This is a genomic window from Antarctobacter jejuensis (assembly GCF_052266595.1).
Taxonomy (GTDB): domain Bacteria; phylum Pseudomonadota; class Alphaproteobacteria; order Rhodobacterales; family Rhodobacteraceae; genus Antarctobacter; species Antarctobacter jejuensis.
Genome location: NZ_JBQQXJ010000015.1, coordinates 41,905 through 53,930, shown reverse-complemented (window position 1 = coordinate 53,930; position 12,026 = coordinate 41,905). Strand labels below are relative to the sequence as shown.

Genomic DNA, 12,026 nt, shown 5'->3' with positions numbered 1-12,026 from the left:
ACCGTCAAATAAATGTATGGTGCTTAACCTCGCAGCATGGCCGTCTTTCTGGTTCCTCGGTTCAGAGGCAGATCGCGCGCTTGCGGCGAACGGGTGCCTCTCCTGAACCTGTGACGTTTATGCGTGGGGGCTTCCCCTGCGTGTCGGCGTTCGGGTGCACAAGAAAAGGACTTATCATGCGCTATCAGATCACGGGGAAACACATCGACATCGGCGATGCGCTGCAAGCCCACGTCAAGTCGGAGTTGGGCGAAGTGCTGGAAAAGTATGGCCAGCGCCCCACCGATGCCACGGTGATTTTCTCGAAGGCGGCCCATGAATATATCTGCGAAACCATCGTCCACCTGTCCAGCGGGCTGAACGCGGCGGCCAAGGGGCATGCCACCGAAATCTACGCATCTTTCGAGGAATGCGTTGAAAAGATGGATAAACAGCTGCGGCGATACAAGCGTAGGTTGAAAGATCACCACAAGGACAGGACCGGTCCTGTTGAACATTTCGAGGGAGCCTCGTATATCCTCGCGAATGAAGCGGATTCGGGTGGTGAAGAACCCGAGTCGCTGCAGCCGATCATCGTGGCGGAAATGGAAGCGCGTATTCCATCGCTGTCGGTCGGCGAAGCCGTGATGCAGATGGAACTGGCCGGAGCGCCGGTTCTGGTGTTTCGCAACGAAAAAAAGGATGGCGTGAACGTCGTGTACCGTCGCGAAGACGGCAACATCGGCTGGATCGATCCGTAACGAACCGGACGCCACGACCGTCCTGAACCAGATCTGCGCGAGAGCGGCGCGCAAAGAAAGCAGGCAAGACGTATGAAGTTTGTCGATCTCATTACGCCCGATGCTGTGAAAGTCATCTCCTCTACCTCCAGCAAAAAGCGTCTGATGCACGACATCTCCGACCTGGCCGAAAGCGCCTATGGCCTGATGGGGCCGACGATCCTCGAAGCGCTGATGGAGCGCGAAACGCTGGGGCCGACGGGTGTCGGCCACGGCGTGGCGCTGCCGCATGCGCGGGTTGGCGGTCTGGATCGGGTGGTTGGCAGTTTCATCCTGCTGGAAAAGCCCATCGATTTCGACGCGGTGGACCGTCAGCCGGTCGACATCGTCTTTGGGCTGTTCGCGCCCGAAGAGGCCGGTGTGGAACATCTCAAGGCCTTGGCACTGGTCTCGCGCAGCCTGCGCAGCGCCCGCCTCTGCGCCAAGCTGCGCGCCAACCCGGTGCCGTCCACGCTCTATACCATCCTGACAGAGACCGAGGCCGAAAAGGCCGCCTGAGGTTTTCGCGCCACGGCGCGGAAGAGGTCAGGAAAACCCCCGTTGGCGCCACGGCGCCTGCGGGGTACACCACAGCCATATCGCAACCCCGACAGCAGAGGAGGGCAAGACATGATGACATTTGCACATACCGCTTCCCCCTCGGATCATTCGGGCCGCTGAAAGCTGCGCGCCGCTGGCGCTTGTCTTCGCCAAAATGAGTGATCCGTTCCCGCGGCCTGACTGACAGGCCGCCTCTCATTCTTGAGAAAGACGGAACCATGGGCAATTCCCCCATCGAGGCGCGCGCACGCGTGTCTGAATTCTATTCTGACGGCGCATGGATCGAAGGCCGCGCTGTCGATCAACTGAACGAGGTCGCAGGCTGGCCCGGCATGACAGCCGTGGCCGGGTTTCCCGATCTGCATCCGGGGCGGTACGGCCCGGTGGGCGGGGCCTTTCTGGCCGACCGCATTTATCCGCAACTGATCGGGCCGGACATCGGCTGCGGCATGGCGCTGTTCCGGCTGGACCTGCCGCGCCGCAAGCTGAAGCTGGACAAGGCCGCGCGGCGGCTGGAGGCGCTGGAAGACGGTGCACCGCCGGAGGAGGCCGCCGCCGCCCTGCGCGACACGGTGGCTGCGGCATTGGGCGGTCACGGGCTGGGCACGCTGGGCGGTGGCAACCACTTCTGCGAGGTGCAGATGGTGGAGGAGGTGGCGGACAAGACAGCGGCGCAGGCGCTGGGCCTGCAGGAGGGTGACCTGTGTCTGCTGGTGCACACCGGCTCACGCGGGCACGGGGCCGGGGTCTTTACCAGCATCGGGGCCACCTGGAAAACCGGGTTTCTCCCCGACAGCGCTGCCGCCCGGGACTATATCGCCCTGCACGACGCGGCGCTGGTCTGGGCGCGCGCCAACCGTCAGGTGCTGGCTGCCCGCGCCGCAGAGGCGCTGCGCAGCGATCTGGCCCTGATCTGCGATGCGCCACACAATCACCTTGAGGCGCGCGGGGATGGCTGGCTGCACCGCAAGGGGGCGGCGGCCCCGGACCGGGGGCTGGCGCCGCTGGCGGGATCGCGTGAGAGCCACAGCTACCTGATGGCGGTGCCCGACGGCCCGGCAGAGGCGCTGGGCTCTGTCTCACACGGGGCAGGGCGGCGCTATGACCGCGCGGCCATGCACGGGCGGATTCGTCGCGTGAAATCGGAGCTGGAGGCGATGCGCCAGACCCGCTTTGGCGGGCGCGTGATCTGCGCCGACCGGGACCTGCTGATCGAGGAGGCGGGCAGCGCCTACAAGGATGCGGGTGCGGTGCTGGCCGATCTGGACCGTTTCGGTCTGGCGCGTTCCGTGGTGTCGCTGGCACCGCTGATCACCTTCAAGACCTGCGGCAAGGAGGGCCGGTGATGATCACCCTGCTGATTTCAAGCGGCAACGGCCCGGGCGAATGCCGACAGGCCGTGGCGCATGTGATGGCGCGGATGTCCCAAGAGGCGGCAGAAGCCGGTGTCACGCTGGACGTGGCTGAACGTCCGGGTAAACACGGGCCGGTCTCCGCCGTGGCGGTGCTGTCCGGCACCCGGGCCGGGGATCTGGCCGCGAACTGGCAGGGCGTGTTGCTCTGGCGCTGCGCCAGCGCCCTGCGCCCCCGCCACAAGCGCAAGAACTGGTTCGTTCAGGTTTTTCGCCTGCCCGAACCGGTGCGGGCGGAGGAGATCGACGCCAAAGAGGTCGACATGACCGCCATCCGCGCCGGCGGCCCGGGCGGTCAGCACCAGAACAAGACCTCCAGCGCGATCCGGGCCACATGGCGCGAATACGCGGTTGTGGTGCGCGATCAGCGCTCGCAGCATCAGAACCGGCGGCTCGCCCTGCAACGCCTGCAGGCATTGGCCGATGCGGACACGACAGAGGCGCAGGCCGCGCGTCAGGGGCAGGCGCACTGGCTGCACCACCAGTTGCAGCGCGGCGATCCGGCGCGGGTCTTCGAAGGACCGCTTTTCGAGGAAAGATGACCGGTGCCGTCACGCGGGGCCTTCACTTCAAAGGACGCCCGGTTCCCGGCTTCTTTGGGTTCGAAAATACCTCGGGGGTGAATTGGCCGTCAGGCCAAGAGGGGGCAGCGCCCCGCGCTACGCCCAGTCGTCGAAACCGAACATGATGTAGTCGCGCTGATAGGCTTCGCGGCCCAGTCGCTCGATCTCGTCGTCGTAGATCTCGGCCAGCGAAAACGGCGCCGAATTCGGCACCGCCGCTGGATCAGGCGGATTCTGATGCCCGACCTGCAGCGCCAGCGCGGGCAGATAGGCCGCCATCTCATCCTCGCGCACGATCATGTCGGGCAGGGTGAACTCGGCCATGCCCTGCAGGCATTGCGCCTGCGTGGCCCAATGGCCGTCAACGCGCAGCGCGGTCTGACCGGAGAGATTGGCGCGCACCCAGTCCAACCACGCGGAAAAGGCCGCGCGGTGGGCCGCAACACCGTAGTCCGGTCCCGGTTCGCCCTCGGGGATCGGCATGTTGTGGGCGCGGCGCAGCACCTTGCGGATGCCCTGAAAACTGCCTTTGCCGGTGGTCAGGATCTTGCTGCAAAAGGCATCATGGGCACGGGCCAGCGGGTGGCGGATCACGGTAAAGCTGCGGTGGCCGGGTCGTTCGCGTTTCCAGGCCCGTAGCGACCCCTGGTTGAACTTGTCCTCCAGCTTGCCCATCCCGACGCCGTCCAGCGCGGCCAGCCAATCCTTCACCGCGCGTTCCGGGCCGGACCGGATCGGCATGTAAAGCAGCGGCGTCTTGTGCGCGGCGATATAGGTTGGCACCACCGGGCCGCGGCGCGGCTCGAAATTCGGCGTGCGGGCAAGGTTGAACCGGTCCAGCCGCGCCAGCGCCTGCTGCATCTCGTCGAAATTCTCGACCTTGTCGGCGGGCGGCTGCGGGTTCTGCCGTTTGAGCGCGGTGTTCAGGCTTTCCAGCCGCGCCTCGACCCCCAGCCACGCGGCCAGACCGTTCATCACGGCGACGTCCTGCAGATCCTCGTAGGCGACGTAAAACGCCGTCTGCCCCGAGGTCTGCAACGCGTTCTGAAGTTTGATCTGAAAATCCTGAAGCTCGGCCAGATGGGCCTCGAACTCCCTTGCATCGTACCGCGCGGCGCCGTCTTTGCGTTTCTTGACGTTGGTCAGCTTCCACTGGCCGGTGGCCTTCGCGATTTTCCAGCTGATGTAGCTGTCCACCGGGTTCCGGGTCAGCACGATCTTGGCCACCTTGGGGTCTGTCAGCAGAGGGTCCAGCACGCGCGGATCGTGGTCGTGGAAATAGCGGAACCCGCCAATGCCGTCAGAGGCCATGCGGATCCGGTCCAGCAGGGACATGGGATCGCGGTCCCGTTCGGCCTGTGTCACGTCAAGGATCGGTTCGGCGTTGGGGTAGCCGATGAAATGCGGGTTGAACGCCTCTCCATGGCAGGTCAGCCCGTCAAAGGCGTTCAGGTTCGCCTCAAGGAAATTCGATCCGGTCCGCATCTCGGCGAAGATCACGAAACAGTCGAAGTTCTGGGGCATCAGGCGGGCCTATTTTCTGACGAGATAGGGTTTGAGCGTCTTGCCCGGGCGATTGGCCGGGGCCGGGTCGACCGGGAAATCGCCCATCAGATAGGGGTGCATCCCCTGGTTCTTGAGGTTCTGCAGGAACTGGCCAAAGCCTGCCAGATCCGCAAGGCGCGGCGCCTCGGCAAGGCGGCGGGTGCCTTTTTGGCCGATCTCGTCAATCAGGGTTTGCAAGGGCTCCATCGGGGCCTCGATGAAATCTGCCATGGTCCAGATGCGGATGCGCGCCTTGCATTCGGGGTGGCGCAGGATGTCCAGCATCTTGGCCTCGGCCTTTTGCAGCAGCGCCGCCTCTGCCCGGATATCGGCGAAATTGGCATTGGACTGAAACAGCGGGACGGCCCAGCCGCCCGAAATCACGCTGATCTGGGCATTCGGATCGCGGGACATGGGGATCAGCGCCTTGGCGTTGTCGCGAGGGCCGAACTGAAAACACTGCCGCTCACCGCGGGTGTTCCACAGCAGGTTGGTCAGAAAGGCCTTGGGATTGACGTCCCGCAATTTGGCATTGTCCGAAAGCGCGCCCGCGACGATGCGCTGCCCGCCGGCGAATTCGGCGCGTTCCGGCGCAAAGAGATGGCCGTGCACCTGCGCGCCCGTGGTGCGCGCCAGCCATTTCTCGAAATCGAGGAAGAGATCGGAAAACCCCTGAAAGACCGAGTATTTTCCGGCCGTCACGCCGTTTTCCCAACCGGCGTGCGGAAAGCGGCTTTGCATGTAGAGGCCGGGGCGGCCACGGGTCCGGCGGTCCACCGCCTTGGCAAAGATGCGGTCGATCTTGCCGGGGTTGGGTTCCTGCCGTTGATGCGCGGCGTTGGGATCGCCCAGAAAAAGCTCATACAGGCGGTCCGCTTGTGACCAGATCTTGCGCGCCACAAAGCAGTCCGACCGAAGCAGCAGTTGCAGGTGATCGTCGTAAAAGATGTGCGGCTTGCCCTGAAAGTCGAACTTCGACAGCGTCAGCGAGCGGCTTTCGATCTGCGTGGAATAGAGCCGCGCCAGCGTCTGGAAATAGCTTTCATCCGGGATCCAGACATGGCGGAAATAGCGGTCGTGCCGGGCGCGGTTCGGATCCTGCAGGATTGCGGTCAGGGTCTGGCGGGTCAGGCACCACCACTGGCTGCCCATGTGCGGCGTCAGCGCGGGCGGTATCCTGCGCTCATATCCCAGCGAGCGTTGCAGGTCGACGAATTTGTCGAACAGATACCGCTGCTTGCGCCATGAAAACGGGAACCACATCGTAAAGCGTTCATGATCCAGCCCGCCGACGGTCCAGGGCACATCCGCGGTTGTTGCGCTTTCGATGAAATCCGTGCGCGGGCGTTCGGCAAGGTAGCTCTGCAATTCAGAGACCGGCCGCAGCGGCAGACAGGAGCCAGAGGACAGGTAGACGTGCCGGACATCGGCAAACCGGTCCAGCATCAGTTCCGCCGCGTCCTGGCTGGCGGCGACCAGCCCCCAGGTGCCCCATTCACAGCGGTGACGCTTGGAAAACAGGATGTCGGGCTGATCCGACAGCGCGTTCCGGAACTTGCGGAACACCTCTGACGGCACCTTGGCATCCACATGGATCACCACCGGGCAACCGGCGCGCCGCCAGTGCCGGGCCACCTGTTCGGCGCGGTGAAACGCGGTGTGGACCAGCATGACGACACCGACGCTCATGCCCAGTTCCCCTTGGACATGAGACCGAGGATCTCAAGCTGGCGCCAGTTGATGTATTTTTCGGACCACTTGCACCACAGATCCGGGTTCCCCTGCACGCCCTCGGCATAGGCGATGTATTCGCGGCTGGCCCCGTAGTGCTGCCCGCGTTCCAACTCCTCTTCGGCCTTCTGGTTGAAGGTGGACAGAAATTTGGTGTGCATCAGGATGCCGCTGGCCTTTTCCCCGCCCCATTCGTCATAGACCTGGTTCAACCCGCGCGGCAGCAGGTTGTGGGTGGAGGAGACATAGGCGTATTTGCGGTCCCATTTCACCAGCGGGATCTTGTTCAGCGCGGGGGCCAGTTCCGGCTTGTCGGCAAAGAACATGCGCGCGCGCGGCCCGCCCTGGATCCAGAGATTGCCGAAGACCGGATTTTTCTTGATCGAGTAGTTCCCGGCGTCGAACCAGTTGGCGATATCCAGCGGATCCTGCCCGGGCTGGTAAGGATGACGGTCGATCCGGCCCTTGGGGTACATGTCCAGCAGCATGGCCGAAAAGGTCTTGATCGACGATGCGTCCAGCCAGTCGGTCAGCGCACGCAGCGGGCGCGTGTCACAGAACGGGTAGAGAAACAGCTCATCCGGGTCGACGGTCAGCGCCCAATGGCCGTGGGCGTGTTTCAGCAGCAGCCAGTTCATCCAGTCCATGCCGAAACGCGCGCGTTTATAGCTGGCGCGCGTGGTCCAGACCGACACATCGGGCTGCTGCGCAAGATAATCGAGCGAGCCATCGGTGCTGTCGTTGTCGACAAAGAAGAAGTGGTTGACCCCCATTTCCCGGTAGTAGCGCAGGAAATAGGGCAGGCGGACGCCCTCGTTGCGCTGGGTGGAGAACAGCAGGATGTCAGAGGGGGTGATCCGGTCGGTGCGGTTGGCAACCGGGCGCAGGTCACGTCGCTTGCGAAAGGCACGGATGCGCCAGCGCTTTCGCTGTACTCTCAGCTTGTATGCCTGCCACGCGCCCAAACATTCGCCCCGTCTTCGCACCCTGGACCGGCGCGGTTTTTCGGATTGCAGTATCAGGTCAGGGTTAACACAATCTTGAAATGATCCTCCCAGGTTGGCGGATCAAAGCGCGGTGCCGATTTCGCGCTGGTGTCTTGCGTGCCTGCCCGGTGATGCTCTGCCATCCGGATTATTTCCTTGCGCCAAAAGTAACCTTTACCGGCATCCAGGTAAACGGGAATGTCGCCAAGCACTTCCCGGTAGATTGGCAGATCATTCAGCACAACCGGAACGCCCAGTGCGGCCGCCTCGACCGGGGGCAGTCCATAGCCTTCGGCGAGGGAGGGAAAGAGCAGCCCTGCAGACCCTTTGAGCAGCGCTGCGATCTGGCCATCGTCCAGACCGGGCAGTTCGTGAACGCGGGGCGGGTGGGCATCCAGCGCGGCAAAGACGGCGTGGTTTTCCCAGCCACGACTGCCACAGATCAGCAGATGGGCGTCCGGGATATCGGACCAGATGTCCAGCAAGAGCGCGTGGTTCTTGCGCGGTTCAATAGTGCCGAGGGTGACGAAATACGGATCCTGCCACGGGCCGGTGGGGGCCTTGGTCGGGGTGGTCAGATCCACGCCCAGGGGCGCGACAACCGTGCGTGGAATGCGCAGCCCCTTGCGGTGGCGGGTAATGTCCCGTTCCGTCTGGGCGGAGTTGCAGACGATCAGCTCTGCCCGGTCACAGGTCCGGTTCAGGAAATGGCGAAAGACCTGCACCGTGCCGGGGCGCTGAAACTGCGGTTCGTCCAGCGGAATGGTGTCATGCACGAAGACGGTCACCCGCGCCTCGATCCCCGTCAGTGCAGATAGAACGCGATCCGTCAGGTTGCTGTGGCCGGTGTTGAAATAGGTCACGCCGCGCGGCAGGTGGCGGCGCAGCATGGCCGACAGGCGTAGGGGCAGGCAGCGGGCGCGGCAGAGGCGGCGCAGGTCGGCCTCAGCCCGGGCGCGCATCGGGTCCAGTTTGCGCTTGATCCGCGACAGGCGGTCCGGTGGCCCCCAATCCTGCGCGGCGATTTTGGCGTGCAGGGCGGCAGTGCCCTCCGGGTCCAGCAGCACATAGCCCAGCGATGTACGGACCAAGGCCCAGAGGGAGCCAGCGCGCAGCAGATGGGTCAGATAGGCAAATTCGACACGATCGACGCCGGTCATGGGGCGCCCCGCCCGGCTGATCAGCCGGGTCAGGTCCAGCAGGCGGTCAGGCCTCGGCGTGCCCGGGGCGGTCACCGCTCATAGTGCCCGTTCTTGTGCCAGCGCCAGGCATCCGCGATCATCTGCGGCATGGTCGAACGGTGCGGGGTCCAGCCCAGTTCCTCACCCGCGCGGGTAGAGCCGGACACAAGCTTGGTCGCGTCACCGCCGCGGCGCGGCCCTTCGGTGCAGGGCACGGATTTATTGGTCACATGTCCTGCGGAATCGATCACCTCGCGCACGGAAAACCCGTGCCCGGTGCCAAGGTTGAAAACGCGGCTGCCCTTGTCGTTCTGCAGCCATTTCAGGCCCAACACATGGGCATCCACTAGGTCGCAGACATGCACATAGTCGCGGATGCAGGTGCCATCGGGGGTGTCGTAATCGGTGCCGTGGATGGTCAGGCCGTCGCGCTGACCGTCGACCGCCTCCAGCATAACGGGGATCAGGTGGGTTTCTGGCCGGTGGTGTTCGCCGACCTCTCCCTCCGGGTCGGCGCCGGCGACGTTGAAATAACGAAAGACGACGGAGCGCAGGCCATAGGCGGCCCCGAAATCACGCAGGATGCCCTCGACCGCGAGTTTTGACGCGCCGTAGGCGTTCAGCGGATCCTGCGGTGTGTTTTCGTCCAGCACGACGTTGTCGTGATCGCCATAGGTGGCGCAGGTCGACGAAAAGACGAAGTCCATGACACCGGCCGCAACTGCCGCCTCGATCAGGGTCAGCGACCCTTCGACGTTGTTGCGCCAGTACAGGCCGGGCTTGGCCATCGCCTCGCCCACCTGGCTGAGGGCGGCGAAATGCATCACCGCCACCGGCTGCCAGCGGGCAAAGACCTCATCCAGCCGCGTCCGGTCGGATAGGTCGCCCTGTTCGAAGGGGCCGAATTTCACCGCATCCTGCCAGCCGGTCGACAGGTTGTCATAGGTCACGGGCGTATAACCCGCTGCCTTGAGCGCCTTGCAGGCGTGGCTGCCGATATAGCCAGCCCCGCCTGTCACCAACACATTGGACAAAGGTTACTCCGCCGCTTTGCGCGAATGGTGCAGCTCGTCCAGATAGGCCGCCAGATCGTCTTTCAGCTCTTCGCGGGCCAGACCGAAGGCAACGGTGGCCTGCAGGAAACCGGCCTTCGATCCGCAATCGAAACGCTGACCGTTGAAGCGGTAGCCATAGACGCCGCTGCCATTGATCTCACGGTCGATGGCGTCGGTCAGCTGGATCTCTCCGCCCGCGCCTGTTTCCGGGTTCTCAAGATGCTTGAACACCTCGGGAGTCAGGATGTAGCGGCCAATCACGGCAAGGTTCGATGGCGCCTGATCGGCCGGCGGCTTTTCCACCATACCCTTGACCTTGACCATCTGGCCCATGTCCTCTTCCACGTCCAGAACGCCGTAGGCGCTGACCCGTTCGCGCGGCACTTCCATCGCGGCGACCATGCAGCCACCGGTCTGTTCATAGGCCTCGACCATCTGTTGCAGGCAGGGCTTTTCGGCGGCGATCACGTCGTCGGGCAGCATGACGGCAAAGGGTTCATCCCCCACCAGACGGCGCGCGCACCAGATGGCGTGGCCAAGGCCCAGTGCCTTGTGCTGGCGGATGTAGGCGATTTCACCGCTGTCCATGTTGGTGGACAGCAAAGTCTCCAGAAGCTTGTCCTTGCCCTTTTGGCGCAGTTCAGCCTCCAACTGCGGAGCGTGGTCGAAATAATCCTCAAGCGCGCCTTTGCCGCGCGAGGTGACAAAGATGAACTCTTCGATCCCGGCTGCACGCGCCTCGTCGATGGCGTATTGCACAAGCGGGCGGTCCACCAGCGTCATGATTTCCTTGGGTACGGATTTCGTCGCCGGCAGAAAACGGGTACCCAGACCCGCAACCGGAAAGATCGCTTTGGTGACCTTTTTCGTCATAACAGTCTCCATCTGTCTTCGCCTCATGGTAGTACGGGCTGCTCTTTCGCAGTAGTCCTACCGCAGCCTCTGGCAAAAACCTTGGTAAAGTTGTGTTCCCAATGTGTCTGTTGGGCCTTCTGGCCCATCTAAGCACGTTATCCACGCACTTTCTGCACGCGCATAATTTCCGATTTCAGCCGAGATGAAAAGAGCCGCAGGCGGAGGAGTGGACCACCCCGACGGCTGCGTCCGAACAGCCCCCCGGCCTGTTCCCATATCCCTTCGGGTAGGTATGTTACCCGGTGAAAGCGGGCCGTCGGCGAAAACAGGAAAAGGCTGACGATCGCACCCGCGCGCGCTTGCTGGATGGCCTTGCGCCGCAGGCGTTTCGCTTGCCACGGGCGGCCTGATATATGGATGCGAGGCGCGCCGGGACGGCCCGGATGGGTCAGGAAAGGCGCCTGTGACGGCCCAATGGGCGGGGTCTGGCCAAAGGGCCTGTCCCGGCCTTCGGCGCCGCCACGGTCCAACCCGCGCAACAGGCGGCGGACATCCGTCGGGTCCAGCGGCCCACGCTGCATGAACCGCAGCAGGCGCTTTCGCTGGGCTGCGACAAAACCGTCCCAAGCCTGCGTGCGCATGTCTTTTGCACAATGTTTGTGCAGAAACACCATTTGCGACGCCCCGATCTGTGTCAGATCGCGCGGGCTGCGGTCGCGGGCGCGGCGCGGGCTTTCGGCAAAGCCGTGATGAACCTGCGCAAGGGGCACGATGGCGGTCCGGTATCCGGCCTCCGCAAGGCGCAGGTTCAGGTCGGTTTCATCAAGGTAGAACCGGAACGCGGGGTCAAATCCGCCAAGATCCGTCAGAACGGTGCGCCGAACCGCCATGTTGGTGCCTTCGGTCTTGGTCACCAAGCCCTTGGGCGGTTGCGGAACGGTGGGGGACATATCCGGCAGCGGCAGATCATGCGCCGTTCCGGTGGCATCGACGCTGCGTGCCTGCCATTGAAAGCTGATGCCATTGCGCCCGATCACAAATCCCCCGGCGCAGGCAATTTCCGGGTCATCGAAAGGCCCGGTCAGGTGTTGCAGCCACAGGGGCTCTGGCACCGCATCATCGTCGATGAAGGCAATGACCTCACCGGCTGCATGGGCGATCCCAAGATTGCGCCCGGCAGAGAGGTTGGCCTCATCGAATTGCAGTAGTTTGATCCGGTCTGCATCGGGGCGGGCCGTCACTGCGGCGCAACCTGCGGGGCAGGCGACGACGACAACCTCGAACGGCGCATAGTCCAGTTGCGCCACTCCGGTCAGGCATCGCATCAGCGCATCCGGGCGGCCCCGGCTGGTGATCACGATGCTGACCGGCAGGGTCAC

General features: G+C 63.8%; 11 protein-coding genes. 4 read left to right on the top strand and 7 right to left on the bottom strand.

Translation table 11 applies throughout. The features are described 5' to 3' along the window. The first annotated feature begins 176 nt into the window (after window positions 1–176). The 4 genes from hpf (at window position 177) to prfH (ending at window position 3,273) form a co-directional block, all read left to right on the top strand. A complete protein-coding gene (gene hpf / locus ACTXGA_RS18890; RefSeq protein WP_443396167.1) occupies window positions 177–740 on the top strand; it encodes a ribosome hibernation-promoting factor, HPF/YfiA family in 564 nt (187 codons plus the stop codon). Between the two features lie 72 nt (window positions 741–812). After that, the gene (locus ACTXGA_RS18885; protein ID WP_443396166.1) at window positions 813–1,277 is read left to right on the top strand and encodes a PTS sugar transporter subunit IIA; all 465 of its coding nucleotides are present in this window, start codon (window positions 813–815) and stop codon (window positions 1,275–1,277) included. 260 nt (window positions 1,278–1,537) lie between these two features. Continuing rightward, entirely contained in the window at window positions 1,538–2,665 is a 1,128-nt protein-coding gene (locus tag ACTXGA_RS18880; RefSeq protein ID WP_443396165.1) for an RNA ligase RtcB family protein, read from the top strand. Next, a complete protein-coding gene (prfH, locus tag ACTXGA_RS18875) occupies window positions 2,665–3,273 on the top strand; it encodes a peptide chain release factor H (protein WP_443396164.1) in 609 nt (202 codons plus the stop codon). The genes ACTXGA_RS18880 and prfH overlap by 1 nt, the downstream gene beginning before the upstream one ends. 117 nt (window positions 3,274–3,390) lie before the next feature. Here the strand turns inward: prfH and ACTXGA_RS18870 are convergent, their stop codons facing one another. The 7 genes from ACTXGA_RS18870 to ACTXGA_RS18840 form a co-directional block, all read right to left on the bottom strand. Continuing rightward, window positions 3,391–4,818: a nodulation protein NodH gene (locus tag ACTXGA_RS18870; protein ID WP_443396163.1), complete on the bottom strand. Its 1,428-nt coding sequence runs from the start codon at window positions 4,816–4,818 to the stop codon at window positions 3,391–3,393. Between the two features lie 9 nt (window positions 4,819–4,827). Beyond that, on the bottom strand, window positions 4,828–6,528 hold the full coding sequence (locus ACTXGA_RS18865; protein ID WP_443396162.1) for a DUF5927 domain-containing protein: 1,701 nt from the start codon (window positions 6,526–6,528) through the stop codon (window positions 4,828–4,830). Next, complete coding sequence (locus ACTXGA_RS18860; RefSeq protein WP_443396161.1) at window positions 6,525–7,535, bottom strand: glycosyltransferase family 2 protein; 1,011 nt, start codon at window positions 7,533–7,535, stop codon at window positions 6,525–6,527. Before ACTXGA_RS18860 ends, ACTXGA_RS18865 begins: the two co-directional genes overlap by 4 nt. A gap of 53 nt (window positions 7,536–7,588) precedes the next feature. Further along, window positions 7,589–8,716 carry a glycosyltransferase family 4 protein gene (locus ACTXGA_RS18855; RefSeq protein WP_443396160.1) on the bottom strand — a complete coding sequence of 376 codons (1,128 nt, stop codon included), beginning with the start codon at window positions 8,714–8,716 and terminating at the stop codon, window positions 7,589–7,591. A gap of 71 nt (window positions 8,717–8,787) precedes the next feature. Then, window positions 8,788–9,771 (bottom strand): UDP-glucose 4-epimerase GalE, encoded by a 984-nt coding sequence (galE, locus tag ACTXGA_RS18850; protein WP_443396159.1) that lies wholly within the window; start codon window positions 9,769–9,771, stop codon window positions 8,788–8,790. A 3-nt stretch (window positions 9,772–9,774) separates the two neighbouring features. After that, window positions 9,775–10,665: a UTP--glucose-1-phosphate uridylyltransferase GalU gene (galU, locus tag ACTXGA_RS18845; protein WP_443396158.1), complete on the bottom strand. Its 891-nt coding sequence runs from the start codon at window positions 10,663–10,665 to the stop codon at window positions 9,775–9,777. A 137-nt stretch (window positions 10,666–10,802) separates the two neighbouring features. After that, window positions 10,803–12,026 (bottom strand): glycosyltransferase family 2 protein, encoded by a 1,224-nt coding sequence (locus tag ACTXGA_RS18840; protein ID WP_443396157.1) that lies wholly within the window; start codon window positions 12,024–12,026, stop codon window positions 10,803–10,805.

What these genes read in the sequence shown, in the direction of transcription:
- prfH (WP_443396164.1), top strand. Translation starts at nt 2,665, where the DNA reads ATGATCACCCTGCTGATTTCAAGCGGCAACGGCCCGGGCGAATGCCGA.
- ACTXGA_RS18855 (WP_443396160.1), bottom strand. Translation starts at nt 8,716, where the DNA reads ATGACCGGCGTCGATCGTGTCGAATTTGCCTATCTGACCCATCTGCTG.
- galU (WP_443396158.1), bottom strand. Translation starts at nt 10,665, where the DNA reads ATGACGAAAAAGGTCACCAAAGCGATCTTTCCGGTTGCGGGTCTGGGT.
- ACTXGA_RS18885 (WP_443396166.1), top strand. Translation starts at nt 813, where the DNA reads ATGAAGTTTGTCGATCTCATTACGCCCGATGCTGTGAAAGTCATCTCC.
- ACTXGA_RS18880 (WP_443396165.1), top strand. Translation starts at nt 1,538, where the DNA reads ATGGGCAATTCCCCCATCGAGGCGCGCGCACGCGTGTCTGAATTCTAT.
- ACTXGA_RS18865 (WP_443396162.1), bottom strand. Translation starts at nt 6,528, where the DNA reads ATGAGCGTCGGTGTCGTCATGCTGGTCCACACCGCGTTTCACCGCGCC.
- hpf (WP_443396167.1), top strand. Translation starts at nt 177, where the DNA reads ATGCGCTATCAGATCACGGGGAAACACATCGACATCGGCGATGCGCTG.
- ACTXGA_RS18870 (WP_443396163.1), bottom strand. Translation starts at nt 4,818, where the DNA reads ATGCCCCAGAACTTCGACTGTTTCGTGATCTTCGCCGAGATGCGGACC.